General features: G+C 53.9%; 17 protein-coding genes. 6 read left to right on the top strand and 11 right to left on the bottom strand.

The genetic code is table 11. From position 1 onward, the window contains the following. The 3 genes from PCH01S_RS09935 to hisC all read right to left on the bottom strand — a co-directional run. Positions 1–3407, bottom strand: a 3407-nt coding sequence (locus PCH01S_RS09935; protein ID WP_042228937.1) for a DNA polymerase III subunit alpha, incomplete at its 3' end; no start/stop codon positions are given. A gap of 375 nt (positions 3408–3782) precedes the next feature. Further along, positions 3783–4982: a pyridoxal phosphate-dependent aminotransferase gene (locus PCH01S_RS09945; protein ID WP_042228940.1), complete on the bottom strand. Its 1200-nt coding sequence runs from the start codon at positions 4980–4982 to the stop codon at positions 3783–3785. Positions 4983–5029: 47 nt separating this feature from the next. Further along, positions 5030–6124, bottom strand: a complete 1095-nt coding sequence (hisC, locus tag PCH01S_RS09950) for a histidinol-phosphate transaminase (RefSeq protein WP_053228690.1) — start codon at positions 6122–6124, stop codon at positions 5030–5032. Between the two features lie 228 nt (positions 6125–6352). On the opposite strand from hisC, the gene PCH01S_RS09955 reads away from it, so the two are divergent. After that, on the top strand, positions 6353–6685 hold the full coding sequence (locus PCH01S_RS09955) for a YtrH family sporulation protein (protein WP_009674587.1): 333 nt from the start codon (positions 6353–6355) through the stop codon (positions 6683–6685). Between the two features lie 2 nt (positions 6686–6687). Then, positions 6688–7233 carry a hypothetical protein gene (locus PCH01S_RS09960; protein WP_241688885.1) on the top strand — a complete coding sequence of 182 codons (546 nt, stop codon included), beginning with the start codon at positions 6688–6690 and terminating at the stop codon, positions 7231–7233. Between the two features lie 41 nt (positions 7234–7274). On the opposite strand, the gene PCH01S_RS09965 is transcribed toward PCH01S_RS09960, so the two are convergent. Genes PCH01S_RS09965 through PCH01S_RS09975 form a run of 3 tightly spaced genes read right to left on the bottom strand, consistent with a single transcriptional unit; the run spans position 7275 to position 11185 of the window. Beyond that, positions 7275–8213, bottom strand: a complete 939-nt coding sequence (locus PCH01S_RS09965; protein WP_042228944.1) for a polyprenyl synthetase family protein — start codon at positions 8211–8213, stop codon at positions 7275–7277. A gap of 24 nt (positions 8214–8237) precedes the next feature. After that, positions 8238–8861, bottom strand: coding sequence for a response regulator (locus tag PCH01S_RS09970; RefSeq protein ID WP_042228946.1), 624 nt, complete (start codon positions 8859–8861; stop codon positions 8238–8240). Further along, on the bottom strand, positions 8858–11185 hold the full coding sequence (locus tag PCH01S_RS09975; RefSeq protein WP_042228949.1) for an ATP-binding protein: 2328 nt from the start codon (positions 11183–11185) through the stop codon (positions 8858–8860). Before PCH01S_RS09975 ends, PCH01S_RS09970 begins: the two co-directional genes overlap by 4 nt. An 81-nt stretch (positions 11186–11266) precedes the next feature. On the opposite strand from PCH01S_RS09975, the gene PCH01S_RS30850 reads away from it, so the two are divergent. The 3 genes from PCH01S_RS30850 (at position 11267) to PCH01S_RS09980 (ending at position 12393) form a co-directional block, all read left to right on the top strand. Beyond that, positions 11267–11434, top strand: a complete 168-nt coding sequence (locus tag PCH01S_RS30850; protein WP_164977114.1) for a hypothetical protein — start codon at positions 11267–11269, stop codon at positions 11432–11434. 352 nt (positions 11435–11786) lie between these two features. Further along, on the top strand, positions 11787–11930 hold the full coding sequence (locus tag PCH01S_RS30855) for a hypothetical protein (protein WP_009674608.1): 144 nt from the start codon (positions 11787–11789) through the stop codon (positions 11928–11930). Between the two features lie 166 nt (positions 11931–12096). Continuing rightward, on the top strand, positions 12097–12393 hold the full coding sequence (locus PCH01S_RS09980; RefSeq protein WP_042228950.1) for a YtpI family protein: 297 nt from the start codon (positions 12097–12099) through the stop codon (positions 12391–12393). Here the strand turns inward: PCH01S_RS09980 and PCH01S_RS09985 are convergent, their stop codons facing one another. The 3 genes from PCH01S_RS09985 to PCH01S_RS30860 all read right to left on the bottom strand — a co-directional run bounded on the left by PCH01S_RS09985 (position 12394) and on the right by PCH01S_RS30860 (position 14498). Then, positions 12394–13731, bottom strand: a complete 1338-nt coding sequence (locus tag PCH01S_RS09985; RefSeq protein WP_009674567.1) for a DRTGG domain-containing protein — start codon at positions 13729–13731, stop codon at positions 12394–12396. 200 nt (positions 13732–13931) lie between these two features. Beyond that, on the bottom strand, positions 13932–14207 hold the full coding sequence (locus PCH01S_RS09990) for a hypothetical protein (protein ID WP_042228952.1): 276 nt from the start codon (positions 14205–14207) through the stop codon (positions 13932–13934). A 123-nt stretch (positions 14208–14330) separates the two neighbouring features. Continuing rightward, complete coding sequence (locus PCH01S_RS30860) at positions 14331–14498, bottom strand: hypothetical protein (protein WP_164977113.1); 168 nt, start codon at positions 14496–14498, stop codon at positions 14331–14333. 129 nt (positions 14499–14627) lie between these two features. Between PCH01S_RS30860 and PCH01S_RS09995 the strand changes: the two genes are divergently transcribed. Then, on the top strand, positions 14628–16556 hold the full coding sequence (locus PCH01S_RS09995; RefSeq protein WP_042228953.1) for an ABC transporter substrate-binding protein: 1929 nt from the start codon (positions 14628–14630) through the stop codon (positions 16554–16556). Positions 16557–16828: 272 nt separating this feature from the next. Here the strand turns inward: PCH01S_RS09995 and PCH01S_RS10000 are convergent, their stop codons facing one another. Together PCH01S_RS10000 and PCH01S_RS10005 are read right to left on the bottom strand one after the other, a co-directional pair. After that, positions 16829–17824 (bottom strand): acrylyl-CoA reductase family protein, encoded by a 996-nt coding sequence (locus PCH01S_RS10000; RefSeq protein ID WP_042228955.1) that lies wholly within the window; start codon positions 17822–17824, stop codon positions 16829–16831. Positions 17825–17934: 110 nt separating this feature from the next. After that, positions 17935–18771 (bottom strand): PRD domain-containing protein, encoded by an 837-nt coding sequence (locus PCH01S_RS10005; protein WP_042228957.1) that lies wholly within the window; start codon positions 18769–18771, stop codon positions 17935–17937. Positions 18772–18785 lie beyond the last annotated feature (14 nt).

Below are 18785 nucleotides of genomic sequence, written 5' to 3' on the forward strand. Positions count from 1 at the left end.
GGGCGGCGCTGCCAGCGGCGGACGGCCGGATCGTCCGGCGCGGCCACTGCCTCCGCCAGCAGCTTCGGCGGGTCTTCGTCCTGCAGTTGAAGCTTCGCTTTGACAAGGACGACGCTGCCTTTCTGCACGAGCGGAGCATGTTTTTTCCACGCTTCCGGGAACAAGACCACTTCGACCCGCGCAATCCGGTCTTCCAGATCCATGAAGGCCATAGGCTGGCCTTTCTTCGTGACGATCGTTTTGCTGGAGACAACCATACCCGCCACGATAACTTCGCTGTTATCGGCATAATCCTGCAAATAATGCAGCGGGTCCGCTTCCAGCTCCTGCAGCAGCTCTTGATGGTCATCAAGCGGATGACCGGATATATAAAGTCCCAGCAGTTCACGTTCATACTCCAGCTGCTGTGTGCGGGAAAGCTTGGCAACCTGCGGAATCTCCACTTCCCAGTTCGGTTCCTCAACGAAGCCGAATAAGTGAAGCTGCAGATCATCCCGCTCTTTCCGCCATTTCACCGCCGCCTCCACCGTATCGTCCAGCATAGCGACAAATTGGGCGCGGTGACCGGGAAAGCCGTCAAGCGCCCCTCCCTGAATGAGCGATTCGATCACGCGTTTGTTGCAGACGCGCAGATCCACTCTCCGGCAGAAATCGAGCAGACTCTCGTAAGGTTTCTCCCGCCGCTCCTTGAGGATCGCTTCGATAGCGTTCGTGCCGACGTTTTTGATCGCGGCCAGACCGAAGCGGATGGCACCCTTACCGCCGGGAGAAGCGCCGGCATCGTTCTTGGCAGATTCCCCGGAATCCCCGATTATCCGGTCTTCTCCCTTAGAACGAATGCTTTCGGCCGTAACGGCGGCTTCCTCGCGGTCCTTATCTCCGTTGTCCGTCCCTGCATGCCCTTCGTCTGTCCCTTCCTCAACCTGCAAGGTTGCTTTAGGAGCGACAGGCGTAAAATTAACGCCGCTCTCATTCACATCCGGCGGAAGCACTTCAAGCTTCATCCGTCTGCATTCGTCGACATACTCGGCCGTTTTCCGGTGATTACCGACGACGGCCGTCAGCATGGAAGCCATAAAATGCCGCGGATAATGTGCCTTCAAGTACGCCGTCTGGAAAGCCAGTACGCCATAAGCGGTTGCATGCGCACGCGGGTACCCGTAATCCGCGAACCGCACGATCATGTCGTAGACGCCGTTCGCCTCTTCCTCCTTATAGCCTAACCCGACGCTGCCTTCCACGAAGTGTGCGCGCTGCTCATCCAACACTTCGCGCTTCTTCTTGGAAACGGCACGCCGGAGCAGGTCCGCTTCGCCGAGCGAAAATCCCGCCATGACCGAAGCGATCTGCATGATCTGCTCCTGATAGACGATAATGCCGTACGTATCCTTAAGGATCGGCACCAGCGCTTCATGCGGAATCTGCGGCTCCGTCAGTCCGTGCTTGCATTCGATGTACCGGGGGATAAACTCCATCGGACCCGGACGGTACAAGGCGTTAACGGAAATGATATCTTCAAATCCCGACGGCTTCAGATCCCGAAGCACCTTGCGTATTCCCGGAGACTCCAGTTGGAAAATACCGGTTGTCTCCCCTTTCCCGAGAAGCTCGTACGTCAGAGGGTCGTTATCCATGTCCAGCTTCGCCAAATCCAGTTTGATGCCTTCCTGCTCCTCAATGGATTTCAAGGTCCGTTCGATGATGGACAAGGTCCGCAGACCGAGAAAATCCATCTTCAGCAGACCGATGGCTTCCAGATGCTCCATCGAATATTGGGTCAGCGGTGTTTGGCCGGTTCCCTCCTGCAAGGGAACATAATGAGTCAGCGGTTCGCGCGAAATGACAACTCCCGCGGCATGTGTCGAAGCATGACGGGGCATGCCCTCGACACGTTTCGCCATATTCAGCAGTTCCGCGGTTTTAGGCTGCTTCTCGGCCAGATCTTTCAGATCCGGGTTCACCTTCAGGGCCGCTTCCAGCGTCATGCCGAGCTGCCCCGGAATCATTTTCGCGGCACGGTCCACTTCGTTGTACGGAACGTTCAGCACCCGGCCCACATCGCGTACGGCGGCCTTGGCGGCCATCGTCCCGAACGTGATGATCTGAGCGACGTGTTCCTGCCCGTACTTCGCCACGACATAATCGATAACTTCGTCCCGCCGCTCGTCGTTAAAATCGATATCGATATCCGGCATCGTGATCCGCTCCTGGTTCAGAAAACGCTCAAAGAGCAGCTTATACCGAATAGGGTCCACATCGGTAATCCGGAGCACGTACGCAACGAGACTTCCTGCCGAAGACCCCCTTCCGGGTCCCGTCATAATACCGTGCTCGTGCGAGAAGCGGATAAAATCCCAGACGATAAGAAAATAATCCGAGAAGCCCATGCTCTCGATAACGCCAAGCTCGTACGAAAGCCTCGTCTCCAGCGTCTGACGGTATTCCCCCTGCAGGTCATTCCAGCCCGGCTGATTTTCGTAGCGCCGGGCAAGCCCCTCCGTGCACAGCTCCTTGAGGTATTCTCCCGCGCTGAGCCCCTCGGGGATCGGTTTGAATTTCGGCAGGATGGACTGGTCGAAATTCAAAACCAGTTCGCACTTCTCCGCCACAAGCAGCGTATTGTCGAGCGCCTCGGGTACATGTGCGAACAGTTTGCGCATGTCGTCTTCGCTTTTCAGGTAAAGCTGGCTCGTTTCGAACTTGAGGCGCTGGGGATCGTCCACCGTCTTGCCGGTTCCGATGCACAGAAGCACATCCTGCACCACATGATCCTGTTCCCTGACGTAATGCACGTCGTTGGTGGCGACAAGCGGAATGCCCGTCTCTCGGCTCAGCTCGATCATGCCTTGCATGACTTTTTTCTGCTCGATGGACCCGTGATCCTGAATTTCCAGATAAAAATCTTCGCCGAAAATAGAACGATACCGCTCGGCGGCCGCTTTCGCCTGTTCCTTGCGGTCGTGCAGCAGATGCTGGGACACCTCTCCCCCCAGGCATGCGCTCAGACAAACAAGCCCTTCCGAATAGCGGGCGAGGTGGTCGTGATCAATGCGCGGTTTATAGTGGAATCCTTCCAGATGACCGACCGAGCACAGCTTCATCAGGTTCTGATAGCCCTGCATGTTTTTGGCCAGCAGAATGAGATGATAGATCGGCTGCTCCTGCCGCGTTCCCTTGGTGCGGATCGTCCCTTCCGTAAAATAAGCTTCGCAGCCCAGAATAGGCTTGATGCCCTTGGCCCGGCATGCCTTATAAAACGGTACCGCCCCATACATGACGCCATGATCCGTCAGCGCAAGTGACTTCATGCCCAACTGCGAGGCGGTTTCCACGAGGTCCTGGATGCGGGCGGCCCCGTCAAGCAGGCTGTATTCACTGTGAACATGCAGATGTACAAACGAATTCATGGCCATTACTCCTCCGAAACTTCCTTTCTTCTATTCTATCACAATTTTCAAAAAGGCGAAAATGCGTTCGCCCCGGAAAAATTTAGCCTCCGGCCCGTTTTTATCTTGAAAAAACCGCCTGCACCCGAAAGGGCAGACGGTTTTGGTTGTCATTTTGCTCCCATACGGCAGCAGCGGGAGCTTCTCTTTGTTCCGGGTTTGACAGTTCGGCACTCGGCGCCGGAATGCGCACCCGGAGTTTTCCGCTCCGCGCGAAGACCCCAGCGCGATGGTGCTCGGCGTCACATGACGGTGGTCAACCACGGCCGCGCCACGCCGGAAACGGCAAGCAGCCTGCCTTTCCTGCTTTCTCGATGCCTCACTCTCGCTGCTTGATTACCGGTAAGAATCCAGAAGCGCCTTAAATACTTTGCCGGAGCGCTCGATCTGCTTGATGGGCACGCTGTAAGACAGCCGGAAATGCCCGCCTCGTCCGAAGCCGCTTCCCGGCACAATCAGAAGGCGATGCTCCTGCACCGCTTTCAGGCAGAACTCGACGTCGTCGGCAATCGGCGTCTTCGGGAAGATGAAGAAGCCTCCCTGCGGCACGGTGAATTCATAACCGGCCTCCTGCAGCACGCCGACCATAAGATCGCGCCGCTTGCGGTATTCCTGCTGCTCGACGGCGAGCGTATCCATACGCGTAATGACACGCTGCATCATAACCGGCGCGTTGACAAATCCGAGCGTGCGGTTGCTGAAAACGAACGCCTGGGCGAGCAGCTGCGCATCGTCTGCCGAAGCGTCTACCGCGACATAACCGAGACGCTCTCCGGCGATTCCGAGGTCTTTGCTGAACGAGCTGACGAGAATCGTACGCCCGTATGCGGCAAACGGGTTCGGCGGAACCGCGTCGTAGACCAGTTGGCTGTACGGATCGTCGTACACCATATAGATCAGGCCGCCGTGTTTTTTCTCGCCCTCGGCGAGCACTTTTCCCAGTTCGTTCAAATTGTCCTGCGTAAGAAGCGTGCCGGTCGGATTACCCGGTGTGTTGATAATGATCGCGCGTGTTCTCTCCGTGATCGCCCCGGCGACACGTTCCGTATCGACGCTAAAATCGTCCGCGAGGGGAACATGAACCGCGACGCCGCCGTGATTGTCGGCATAGTAGTCGTATTCCACGAAGTAAGGCGTCAGCAGAATCACTTCATCGCCCGGATTCAGGATGCTTTTCAGAACCACGTTCAGCCCTCCGCCCGCACCGACCGTCATGACGATATGTTCGGGCTTGACGCTGCCTCCGTAACGGCCGTTAAGATAGTCCGCCACTTTCTGTCTTGCCGGAGGCAGCCCCTGGTTCGGAATGTACTGGTGCTTGCCCAGCTCGCCGCTGTTTACCGTATCGGCCAGCGCTTTCAGGAAAGCCTCGGGCGGCTCGACTATCGGATTTCCAAGCGAGAAATCATACACTTCGTCGGCTCCGTAAATGTCGATCAGCCGCTTCCCTTCGTCGAAGAGCTTACGGATCCAGGAGCCTTTTTCAAGCTGGCCTGCGAGTTTTTCGGAAATTGCGCCTTTCGCTGGAGATGTCATAACGTTGCTCCTTTAATACATTTTATTTTTGTAAACGAAAAGAAAATTTAATCTCCCGATGGTACCGTTTCATCCTCCGGCCTGTTAAGCAGGTCTTCAAGGAGTGTCAGCAGCTTGCTGTTTTCCTCCTCCGTGCCTATGCTGATTCGGATTTTGTCCTCAAGCAGCGGGGAATCGAAATGCCGGATGTACACGTGCCGCTCCGCGAGCCACTCCGTAATCCTTCTTGCGGATAATCCCGATCCGGCCGGAGGCGTGCAGAGCAGGAAATTCGTCTCCGAATCGGGAACGGCAAAACCGAGTCTGCGGAGACTGCCGCCCAAACTGCCTCTGGACGCGCGGATGCGGCCGACGGTTTCGTCGAAATAGGACCGGTCCCTCAGCGCGGCGGCCGCGATTGTTTGCGTGAGCATGCTTACATTGTAGGAATCTTTGCATTTGTCGAGCGCCTCGATCAGAGCCTCGTCCGCAAACGCATAGCCGAAGCGAATTCCGCAAAGCGAATACGATTTAGATAACGTGCGCAGAATCAGCAGGTTCGGACAGCGTCCGATCAGCCTCAAGGCGCTCGCTTCTCCATCGGCAAAATCGATATAAGCTTCATCTACGATCAGAAGCCCATTGTAACGGCCGGCAAGCTCTTCAATCACATCCACGGACACTAGCAATCCCGTAGGGGCATTGGGATTCACGAGAATGATGGCCTGGGAAGGCACGGCGAGCAGAGCTTCCGTATCGATGCTGAAATCATCCCGGGTCGGTACGAATTCGCAGTGTACCCGGTGGATGTCCGCCGCGGTCCGGTAGAGTGAATAGGTCGGATACGGCAGGGCGATAGTGCTTCCCTCCTCCAGAAATGCTTTGAACAGGAGGGAAATGATCTCATCGGAACCGTTGCCGCAGAACACCTGATTGCGGTTTACCCCGTAAATCTCCGCCAGCACTTCCCTTACGGGCTCGGCCGTCGCATTGGGATAGCGCCTCAGCAAAGCGTAATCGAAACCTGCCAGTGCCTTCCTCACATCGGGTGAGGGCGGATAAGGATTTTCGTTGGAGTTGAGCTTGATAACCTGCTGCTCCGCTTCCGGCTGAAAGCCGGGTATGTAGGGAGCCATACTGTGAATGTGGGCTTTGGCGTACAAGAAACCTGCCTCCTTTGCTCCTCGCGATCTCCGGTAAAATTTCTTTTTAATCAGTATAACGCAATTTCCCGGAGATTCTAGCAAAAAAATAGAGACCGCAGCCGTTCTGCAAGAATCGCGGGCTTTGTCTCTTTTCTCTATCATAAACGTTCAAAGAACTTCATAGACTTTACCAAAGGGACCCTAATAAAACCGCACAGAAGTCCAAAAAAGAAAGAAGGAAATCAGGTGACGGGCTTTGTCACTTCCGCGATACTCAATTTCTTCGTAGCTTTCGGCGTCGTTATGGGAGGCAGCATGCTGGCGGGAATCGGCTCGGTTCTGTCGCTCCAGCCCCCGACCTATAAGATGCTGCTTATCGCCGAGAACATTAAAATTTGGGCGATGGTCGCCGCAATCGGGGGCACGATCGACCCCATCCGGATGATCCAGGACAACTTTCAGGACGGGCAGCTTTCTCCCGCCTTCAAGCAAATTCTGCTGATCATCAGCGCCTATATCGGGGCGCATATGGGCACATCGCTCATCCAGCTGATCTGCAAGGGAGGCGGGCAGTCTTGAAAATGCCCAGCTTCGACCGTTACCCCCGCTTTCTCGCGGGTATCGGGCTTTTTTTAGCGGGGGGGATTGTGGGCAGCGCCGTGTTTCTAAGCTTGTATCATCATACCTACAACGTGCTCGTGATCGAGAACTGGAACCTGAAAAAAGAAAACAACGGACTTCAACTGGATATCGAGACTCTAAACAAATTCAAAAACAAACAAGGACTGATCACGCGTGTGACCGTCCATTTGTACAATGATATTCAGCATCCGCTGGAAAGCCATGTTCAGAAAGCGCTGGAAGACCGGGTCAAAAGGGATCTGAAAATCGTCGAAGGGCAGAAGCTGGGGGAAATCCGGGATTCGCCCCAATTGTACGAACGCCTTATCGCGAACAAAACGTATTACGGCGTAATCGATAAAGACTACATCGTCAATGTCAAAGCGATGGCGCTCGTACAATCGGAGCTGACCGTGTGGATTACGGCGGACGAACCGAAGAAGCAGGCTCTTCCCGACAAAGGAACGATCGTGCCGGATCACGACGCCTTTAACGGCTCTTACTAGCCTTTCCTATTAAAATAGGCAGGACAGGCTGCAAACGGGCGTTACAGCTCGAAACGGGCCAGAGCGATCTCCCGGAAAGCCTCTTTATTCGCGGAAGCGGCCGGAATTTCGGCAAACAGCTCGTCCGCATGGTGCAGATACAAGTTCTGAATCGTACGCGTGTATTCGATACAGCCGGAGTCCACGACATACTGGACGCACTGCGGCTTATGTTTTAAAAATTGAGGCTGGTCGATTTCACCGTTGTAATACTGCTGGATAACCGGGAATTCCGTGTCTTCCTCGTCCAGAAGGAACAGGACCGGAATGGTTTTCTTCTTCTGCACGAGATCGTTCTTGTAATCGAAGCGGAGCAGATCGCTCAAATCGTTGTCAAGCTGAGCCATCAGTCCCATATAGACGGCCAGACGGTTCAGCTTGCCGACGGTATCTTCATCGGCGTTCGCATCCGTGCAGGCATAGCCCATGTACAGAGCCAGTTGAACCAGGGTACCGGATTTGCGCTGAACCATTCCCACATAATCTTCTTCCGTCTGCACGGCATTCGTCACGTCCAGGTGCTGGCCGTTAATCGCCTCCGTAATAAATTCGCACACTTTGGCGGGATCGGGCAGAGGGGCGGCCGGGTATTGGCGGCGCAAGGCTCCGAGTTCGGAGACGGACGCCGTCACGAGTCCCGTGTATACGTTCAGCGCCTGCTCCTGGGGCACGGTCATCCACGGCTTCTCCGTATTGTCCTGATCCTGGATATCGTCCATGATATCCAGCGCAAGCAGCATAAGCTCGGTCAATGCGGCGGCCCGGTGAATGGCCGGATTGCTTCCGCCGAGCAGATCGTGAACACTCCAGGTGAGTTCCCCCCAGATGGAATGCTCTTCTTTCTTGTCCGCCACGCTTTTTAACAGCAATTCTTTCAAGGAAGGTACGGTAAAATAAGTTTCAATGAGATCCTGAATATCGCTCCAAACTTCAGCCTTCATACTGCACCGCCTTTTCGGGATTGGTCAACGCTTGATTTGTAAAAACTTCTCGATAGCCTGAGCCCGGGATTTCACCCCGAACTTGTCGTAGATCTTGCGCACGTAGTTATCCACCGACCGCTTGCTCATATGAATCTCGTCGGCAATCTGCTCATTGGTGGCGCCTTTGACGATCTGGTTCATGATGTTGATTTCCTCGTCGGTCAGACTCGACAAATCATCGTCCGGGTGGCTGAGCCTCATCTGATGCAGAAGAGAGATCGGTATGACGGACTGGCCTTCCTTCAAGGCCCGCATCATGTTGCGGATCTGGTCCTCGCTCGAGTCTTTGGACATGATGCCGCAAACGCCGAGCTCCAGAAGATTGTTCAGAATCGGCATATAATCGATGCCCGTGAAAATCACGATCTGAACGTCCTTGTTCAATTCCCTCATCTTGACCGCGACTTCCATGCCCGTTAAATCCGGAAGGTGAAAATCGAGAAAAATGATGGAAGGATTGAGCTCCACCATCATTTCGACGCCCATTTCCCCGGTCGTCGCGACGCCGACCACTTGAATATTCTCCTCCTGCTCCAGAATAAACTTTGTGCCGTAAGCCATGGCGGGGTGGTCATCAACTATTAGGATATGTTGTATTTTGTTCATGTCGGTATGCCTTCCTTTATAGGGATCTGAATTCTGACTTCAACGCCTTTACCCGTCATGGATTCCATTGTGAACTGCCCGTTTAGATGCAGGACCCGGCCTTTCATCTGCTCCAGGCCCATACCGGAACGGCCGACTGTCTTGCCTGACGACGAATTCGGTTTAAATCCGATACCATCGTCCTCATAGTGAATGGTAACTTCGTTTCCGCTTGCGACAAGCCGGATGAAAAGCCTGCTGGCCTGCGAATGTTTCTTCGCATTTGTAATCAATTCTTGAATGACGCGGAAAATATGGCGTTTCGCCTCATAATCGAGATTCTCCATCGCCGTCGTCTTTCCTTCCGTCACGAACTGAATTTCGTAATCGCCGAGACTCGATTCGGTATCCACGAGGTTCTGCAGGGCCCGGACAAGCCCGATATTTTTAAGCAGATAAGGGTTCAGCTCGAAGCAGCACTGCCGCAAATTCATATTGATCAGTTCCAGGTGATTCAAAATATCTTTAAGCTGCCGGTGTTCATCGGGATTAAGCATCTGCTTCTGAAGATTCTTCAATTTCCGTTGAACGAAGAAAATATCCTGCATCGTCGTATCGTGCAGATCGGTCGCGATCCGCGTCCGTTCCTTCTCCTGAAGGTCGAACATCGTTTTTCGGAACCAGACATATTCCTCGCTGCCTTCCTGGTTGGGAAGCTCAGAGGCCAGCTCCAGCAGCTTCATGTTCAGCTTGCGGATCAGATACAGGTTCTCCAGGCTGACGGATAAATACGAGATAATGAGGCTCAGCCACTGGGTTTCTTCCCGGTTCATAAACGTATTGGTTTTCTTTTTGGCCATGACCAGGTAGCTTACGTATTCCTCGTGCCCTTTGATCAGCGTTCGCGTATATTCAGAGTCGAACCAGTCGCCGGTAAGGAACCGCCTTTTCACATCCTGCTCGTCAATATTTCCTTCGCTGATGATTTCCAGGGTTCCGGACGCATACTGGATCACGATGGCCCCGCCGTATACTTGTAAAATATCCACGATATCCACCAGCACGATATCCCTAAGCTCGCGGAAATTCGTAATGCTGCCGAGGGCGCTGGCGATTTTTTTGAGCGCCTGCTGCAGGTAATATTTCCTGGGAAACATGATCTTCTCCAGACGAGTCGCGAAATACTCCAAGGAGTAGGTGACGAACGTCAGCACAACCATTGTGGTCGTAAAACTGATCACCATATGTTTCAGCGTCGCGTCTTTCTGGAAAATAAAATAATTGACGGCTACGAGCACGGCGCTTGGCAGAACGGAGATCACAGCCGTGTAAAAAACCCGCCGCAAAATAATGTCCAGATCGTAAAGCTGCTTGGACATAATGAGATAGCCGAAGGTGACGGGGAAGAAGAGAATGAACCAGCCGCTGTAATAGGAAAATGCCAGTTCCGTCTGGAACAGAATCCTCGGGATAAAGTTCAGGAACGCCAGCGTACAGAAAGACAAGCCCAAACAAAATATAATCGTTTTAATGATGGTAAATAAATAATCGTTCGATTTTCTGTATTTCTTGTATAAATGGGCCAGCAAATAAATATTCATAATAAAGCCGGCTATGAAGAAACTCATCGTGCCGTAATAAATGATTTTGTAGAACTTGAAGTTAGCCTCCGGGAAAAACATGCTGAGCTGCAGCAGCGAAGAGAACCCGATGGCGGCGTACACGTATTTCATGTAACGCGTCGAGAAAATGAAATTGGATCGTTCCTGGAAAAACATAATCAGAAACTGCAGGAACAGAAAAGGCAGGCACGCTACCAGGCTTGTCGTCATCCCCTTGGCGAGAATATCGGTTCGGGTCGACGCGCCGAGACACATGAAGATAAGCCCGATATTCAGAAAGACGGCGGATAGCATAAGGGCCGAGCGGGATTTGGAAAGCCGGCTGTAAATCAGAAACGCGAAAACAAAAGCAATGATCTCGCCCAGCAGGGATAAAATATCGACCGTCATGGACGTGGCGTGGTCCCGCGTCGTAAAGGTCAGTTCCTTGTCTCCGCGAAGCACGGTAATGACGTCCGCCTGCTCGATACTGTAATATTTTTTGACCGTCAGATGCTCTTCCGGCCTTTTCCCGTCTACGCTGAGGATCTTGTCATCCGGCTTGAATCCGATTTTGGAGCCTATGCTGACCCGCTCCAGTTGGGTGATTACCCATTCCTGCTTGGGGTTCTGATCGACGATAATACCCAGATACGGATACCGGTAAGCTACCCTTAAGCACCAGAACTGAAGGAAGATGATACCTATAAAAAACAATATCATCCATTTTTTTTTGGAATTCATAAAATCCACCTTTTCGAGTACAAGTTTTTAAGGTAATATAGGAAATAAGTTTTATATTAATTTCAAAGTGAGGTGTCTGTCATGCAAACGGCAGTACTATGGTCCCGTGAACTGAAGCAAGCTGTTAAAGAAGCTGTAAGTTCCAAAGCGGCTCCCGTATCCTCCGCATCCTTGTCCGAACTCGAAGTAGAATCACTGCAAAAAGCGGTTTCCAGCGAGAAACCGGAAGTTAGATATATGATGTGGTAAACCTATCCACATCATAGCAAAAAACAAAAAGATTGCCTATCAGCCCACTGCTGGTAAGCAATCTTTTTTTATAGTTCATATGCACTAGACTGCATATATGCGCAAGCTTGGTTGCGTACTTGTTCACGGAACAGGGCTGATTGCACCACAGAACACGATTTTAGGACATCCGTTCCCGGGTACGTCTTTAATCCAGGACCTAATTTTTCCATTATTATCCTTCTTTTCTTGCGCATCAGTGAAAATTATTTTGCATCCTTGCGAAACAAAATTGCGCTGATTCTGTAAGGTTTTAAAGATAATATAAAAGTATACATTTTTATCCATAGACCAGAACTTAGGAGTGTTATTTATGACCCAGTACCAATTCGATAACTTTTTTGAAGATCTTCTCAAAGATACGCTGATCGAAAAGTTCGAAACTGTGGAAGTACCACGGCTGCAGCTGGAATCCTCCTGGGAGAAACTGCAGCAAAAATTAGAGATAAGCAACTAACCCGTGTTGTGTCTTCTTTAATGATTAGACATCTATTCGACAGAAAGAATTGAATCCCTTCTTTACTCTTGACAGCCGGTTGCCCTTAGAGGCCCCGGCTTCGTTGCTTTTTCCAGGAAAAATCGGTACAGTTAAGGCAAAACAATCTGTAGGGGGCTTTCCGTACATGTTAGAAACGGTTCAAATCGTACTGTCTACGCTTATTTTTATTACCCTGCTCTTCTCGGTCGTCTTCAGCTTCCGCTCCCGCCGGAAAACCGATCCAAAGCAAAGAGGCACCAACGCCGCCCTGATGAATATCAGTATGGGGCTGATGCTTATTCTTATTGCCGTAACGCAGCTGTTCTTCCTCTCGGACACGCCGGTGCGCCGAATATTCGGGACGGTCTGCCTGCTGCTCGGACTGTTTAACCTGTTTGCGGGAATCCGCAATTATTTGTACTTCTCCCGCATGTCCCGCTGATCAGACGCCGTCGATAAACTGGGCCGTCAACATCGCCCGGCACACCAAAGTGCCCGCATGGTAAATCTGCACATCGATTTTGCCGAATTTACGGCTCACTTCCAGAATGTTGGGCCGGATCTGGATTTCGCTTTCGATCTGCACCGGTTTGATAAAGTACGTCGACATGTTATCCATCACGAGGTCCCCCTTCTTGACGGTCTGCACGACGCGGTACGCCGCTTCCGTCATGAGAGTGGTCAGGACCCCTTCCGAAACCGTCCCCAGGTGATTCGTCATCTGGGGCGTTATCGTTCCGCGGAACACCACGTTCCCTTGTTCGTCCCGGAACTCCTCGAACCTTCCCCAAATGAGATCCTCAAACGTCTCCCCGTTCTGCGGCTGCTTCTGGATATACTGCATCGCCTTGAGCACGTCATTGCGGTTGATTACGCCGAGCATTTTGCGGTTGCCGTCCACGACCGGCAGCAGCTCGATCCCTTCCCACACCATCATATGGGCGGCGGAAGCGACGGAGGTCTGCGGGCTGACCGTCAGAGGATTCCGCGTCATCAGGCGGTCGACGGTCTGGCCGGCATCGGCGCCCAGCATATCTTTGGGGGCCACAAGTCCGATAACGCGGTTCCACTCGTCCGTGACGGGAAACCGGCTGTGCCCCGTCTCTTCGACCAGCGCGCGCCATTCCTTGACCGAGCTGTTCGCTTTCAAAGCGAAAACATGCGGGTTCGTCGTCAGGATATCCTCGACGAGCAGAATTTTTTTCTTGATCAGCCGGTCGTAAATGGCGCGGTTAATCATTGAAGCCACGGTGAAGGAGTCGTAGCTGCTCGATATGATGGGAAGCTCCAGCTTATCCGCCAGCTTCGTCATCTCGGGGCTCGTATGAAAACCGCCCGTTATCAGAACACCGGACCCCTGCTCCAGAGCCAGCCTGTGCACTTCCTCCCGGTTGCCCACGATAAGAAGCGAGCCTGCCTCCACATACCGCATCATCGCATCGAGTTCCATGGCCCCGATCACAAACTTGTGCAGCGTCTTCTCCAGACCGTTCATGCCGCCGAGCACTTCGCCGTCCACGATGTTCACGACTTCTTCAAAGGTCAGCTTATCGATATTGCGGCGTTCCCGCTTGCCGACCCTGACCGTGCCGACCCTTTCCTTCGTGGAAACAAGGCCCTGGTTCTCCGCTTCTTTGATAGCGCGGTAAGCGGTGCCTTCGCTCACTTCGAGCTGATCCGCAATTTTGCGAACGCTGATCTTGCTTCCGATCTTCAGGCTTTCGATATGGCGGAGAATCTGCTCGTGCTTCGTTAACGACTCTGTTCCCGTTTCATCCAACTGTACTACCCCCGTCCGATTCGCTGTATTAGTCTGTTAAGTTTATTATAGACGAAGAAAAACCAAACGAAAAGCGCGGAAGGCGCCGTCCGTCTGGTTTTTCTTCGCTGCCTGTATCATCTCCGCGTGCGGGACTTACGGCGTCTGGGGTGTCTGCAGTATTCGCGGTACCCCGGCACTCGCCGTGCCCGCCGGATACTCTACTTGCGCAGGCCCAGTATTTTCTTGCCCTGGAGCCGCTGCTCCATCCGCCAGCGCTTCATCCGCTTGACGCGGACGATTTCCTGCCGGGTCTCCTCGTCGACACCGAGCAGTTCGTGCAGATGAGCCGCGATGATAAGCAGGGCGAAACAGATCCAAAGCGCGCCGAACACCGTCGGCAGGGTAAAGCCTCCCCCAATATCAAGCTGCGGTACGGAGTACAACAGCATTCCAAGCGCGAGGCTCATAAAAATCACGTTTTTGAAACCTTTCACGACTGTTCACGCTCCCCCTGAAGTGACGGCATCCCGCCTTCGAGCCTCTGCCCTCAGCAGCTTGAAGGACATGCCGCCCTGTACTACATCCTATGACAGGCTCAGGAGCTTTATGAGTACGTTTTATACGGCGGATTTAGCGGTTGTACTGGTGTTCTTCGTTCCGTTCTTGCTGTTCATAAGTTTCGAGTGGAGAAAACGTCCGAACTTGGTATAGTCCCGGAGTCTGCGATCCAGGTCCCGGTTGTGCTGTTCCATTTCTTTTTCCAAATAATACGGTTGCGGATACATGCGTCAAACCCCTTTCTTTGTGTGAAGCGGCCGGCTATCTTCGATTATAGATGGAATAAGAGGAACAAAAAGAGTATAATTACCTTTAATATTTTCCCCTTTTTTACAACTAAAAGGAGACCGGACTTTATGCAGCTTTACGATTATTATTTGCAGCTGCGCGTCAGCCAGCCGCATGCGCGCGAAGGCGAGCCGGTTCCGATCACCCTGGATCTGCTGGCCGGCCACTGGTTCTGCACCGTACGAAATGTAAAGCTGTTGCTTAAGAAAATGGCCCAGCTGGACTGGATCCGCTGGCAGCCGGGCTGCGGACGCGGCCGTTCTTCGCTGCTTACTTTCGTGATCCCGGCTCCGGATCTCATCTCCCGGACCGCGATGGACTTAACCCGCAAAGGCGACTTCAAAGCTGCCGTCGAACTGATCCACACCTACGGGCGCCACTACGCCCTTAAGGACAGTTTTCTGGACTGGATGTCCGGATATTTCGGCTTTACCGCCGCCTCCTCCGAGGGAGCCGTCCTGGATACACTGCGCCTGCCCTTGTTCCGGCATCCCGTTTCGCTCGACCCCGCCCACGCCATTTATGCCACGGACTGCCAGCTTATCAGCCATGTGTTCTCGACGCTGCTCGAACTCGATCCCGCAACGGGAAATCTGCTCCCCCAGCTTGCCCATTATTGGGAATGCAGTGCGGACGGCACCGAGTGGACTTTTTATCTGCGCAAAAAAGTGTATTTCCACCACGGCCGGGAAATGGATGCGGGGGATGTGAAATACTCGCTGGAACGGCTTGCCGATTCCGCGACCGGCTCCAGTTGGTCCTGGTTCATCCAAGATGTGGTGTCTCTCACTCCCAGAACCCCTTATATTCTTCGGATCGGGCTCAAACGGCCCAATCATCTGCTGCCTTTCTTCCTGACGTTTCCGGCAGCTTCTATCGTGCCGGAAGATATCGTCCGGGACAGTCCCTCCCTTTTCGGCCGTTCCCCTATAGGTACTGGACCTTTCCGGATGGAGTTTTATGACAAATATATTTGCCGGCTTCATGCCTTCGACGGCTATTACGGCGTACGGCCTCATCTGGATGTGATCGAGATGTGGATTTTACCGGAACAGCTTGCCTCCTACCGTCCGAAAGGGAAAGATAAGCTCATCGTCTCCCACGGGGATGTCCCGATGCCTGCGGAGACGTATAAAGATCAAGGCTTTCTTGCCAAAGAGGACCATGTATTCGACGGAAGCACTGTGCTCACATTCAACACCAGACGCGGTCCGTGCCGCAGCCTGCTCCTCCGTCAGGCTATCGACCGGCTTATCGACCGTGAAGCCATGGCACGGGAGCTCGGATATAACCGGATCGGGCCTTCGTCCGGCATTATGCGGGATTTTCAGTTGAAGCAAGGTTCCCGGCTTCCGGAAGTACCCGATTTGAACGCCGGATATGCGCGTGACAGCACGTCTTTGTCCGTGGACGAGCTGATCCGGACATCGGGATACGATGGTGAGACGCTGCGGCTCCTTGCGTACGCCCAGCACGGTGAAGATGCCCGCTGGATAGCCGGAAAACTTACGGAAGCGGGCCTAAGCGTGAAAGTCGAAACGATGCCTATCGCCGCTTTTACAGACGGGGACTATGTCCATCAGGCGGACATGTGCATGTTCATGCCGGTTTCATCTTCTCCGCTAGGTTTTCTCGGTTATCTCCTTCAAACGACTAACTATATCCACAGGCATATGAGCTCCGCTCTCCAAAGCCGCATACAAAACGCGGTGGGACAAATCCAGCGCGAGTCCTCCCTTGAACGGCAGGCAGCGGAGCTGCTGAAGATCGAGGACATGCTCCACGCGGAAACGGCTCTGCTTTTTTTATTAAAAAAAACGTTCCAGGTCGCCGCTCACTCCTCGATCGGTGGCGTTCGTGCAGATCGCCAGGGATGGGTCGATTACCGTCATCTTTTCTTAAGAGAGAGAGGCGGCGAGGAAGCGCTTGACGAGGGAGATAGAACCGTTGACGGGAGCGGCCTCCGGGTCCCGGATTCCGCAGACGAACGGCCGTAAAAAAGACGATGAGCTCAGGAAGAGAAGCAGCGCCGGGTAGTGCATTTTTATCCCAAGGGAGCTATGTGCTTGTGATGGCATGGAGTCCCTAACAGCGCCGGACGAGACCAGCGCCACGTGCAAGGAAGATAGTACGCAAAAAAAAGCAGTCAGCCGCGGGAATCCGCATCTGACTGCTTTTTTAATAAGCGTCCGCTTTTGGGCGGAGCGTTTAGGAACACACGACCCTGAAAATGTTACGCGGCGGGCATCGCCGCACCGGCTCGTGTGCGCTACAGGCGCACCACGACGCGTCCGCGCATGCGGCCCGCCAGGATGTCTCCCAGCGCCGCGGGCACTTCCTCCAGCGTGATTTCCCGCTGGATCATGTCCCCCAGGCTGCGCGGCTTAAGGTCGCCGGCAAGCCGCTCCCACAGCTTCCTGCGCAAACCTTCCGGGCAGTAGACGGAGTCTATGCCCAGAAGGTTCACGCCGCGCAGGATGAACGGGTACACGGTGGCGGGAAACGCCCCGCCGCCGGTGAGCCCGCTGAGGGCGACGGAGCCGCCGTACCGTACCGTGCCGAGCACGTACGGAAGCGACGCGCCGCCCACAGGATCTACCGCCGCGCTCCACTGCTCGCGGCGGAGCGGCTTGCCGTCTTCTGCCGCAAGCGCTTCGCGCGGCAGCACCTCGCTTGCTCCGAGTCCGCGCAGGTACGCGTGCTCGGAGCTTTTGCCCGTGCTGGCGGCTACCTCGTAGCCGAGACCCGCCAGCATGGAGACGGCGGCGGTGCCCACGCCGCCGGTAGCTCCCGTGACAAGCACGGGACCCTGGCCCGGGCGCAGGCCGTTGTCTTCCAGCCGCTGGATGGAGAGAGCGGCCGTGAAGCCCGCGGTGCCGAGCGCCATGACGTCCTTCGGCGTCAGGCCTTCCGGCACGGGCACCGCCCAGTCCGCCGGCACCCGGGCCAGCTCGCTGTAGCCGCCGAAATGGCCGGTCCCGAGCGCGTAGCCGGTGACGAGGATTTCGTCCCCTTCCTTATAGCGCGGATCTGCCGATGAAACGACGGTGCCGGACAAGTCGATGCCGAGTACCATCGGATAAGAACGGACGGTCTTACTCTCCGGCATGGAGGCAAGCCCGTCCTTGAAGTTGACGCCGGAGTAGGCAACCTTCACCAGCAGCTCGCCTTCAGGGAGCTCCTCCACCGTCATTTCGCGTATACCCAGTGAAACGCCCTGCCCGGTCTTATCGACCTGCAAAGCGCGGAATGCGGAATCTGTCATGATCATCCCTCCTCATTCCGATCTTATCACGATTGCTGCCGTCGAGAAAATGCGGGGGTGCCGCTTCCGACCGGAGCCCGCCACTTTCCCTACGGCAGCAGAGAAGGCGTTTAGTCCATCCCCGAGCGCTGCATCTGCCGTTCAAGATGAAGAGCCAGAAAGCCGATTTCATCCATCGGAATCGGTTTTTGGAGATTCGCCTTGAGCAGCTCCGCCAAAAGGACCGCTTTTTGAAAAGCGAGGGGATATTCCTCGCTGATTTTACCCAGCAGGGGATTCCGTATCGTTTTTTGTTCCATGATCCGGTCGATAAGCGCTTTTAAATGAGAAATAAAACGGACGGTCGAAAACGAATTGTCAAAATCCAGACCGAGCTCCTTGGCTCTCTCGATTACCTGGGCGACCAGTCTGACCACCGCAAGCGCCGTTCCTTTTTCCACCTTGGTCCGGGCGGTATGGAAATGCATCGCGAGAAACGCGATTTCATCGTCCGGCAGCTTCACATCCAGATGCTGATTCAGAAAATCGATCGCCTTGCTGGCTATCCGGTACTCTTCCTCGTACAAGTGCTTGATTTCGTAAGCGAACGGATTGAGGATATGAACCCCCCGCTTGCAGCGTTCCACGGCAAAGTTGATGTGATCGACCAGCGCGGCGTGGATCGTTTCGGAAAACTCCCCTTCCAGATGCCCCTGCGCGTAAGCGATCACTTCTTCCGTAATCCCGATAATTTTGACGTCGACGGCATGAAGAATGTGCTCGTAATGTTCCAGCACTTCCGAAGTATGCAGCAGAAATTCCTGCGAAATATCGGCGTCCTCTATAATCATGCCCGGTTGTTTTTTGAATCCGATTCCTTTGCCGAAGGCAATTGAATTTTTGCCGGTCGAAAGCTTCGTCATGACTACATTATGGGAAAGCACGTGAATGATTTTTCTTTGAATCATAAAGGTTCTCCTCC

Origin of the sequence: Paenibacillus chitinolyticus NBRC 15660 (genome assembly GCF_000739915.1) — a bacterium.
GTDB lineage: Bacteria > Bacillota > Bacilli > Paenibacillales > NBRC-103111 > Paenibacillus_F > Paenibacillus_F chitinolyticus.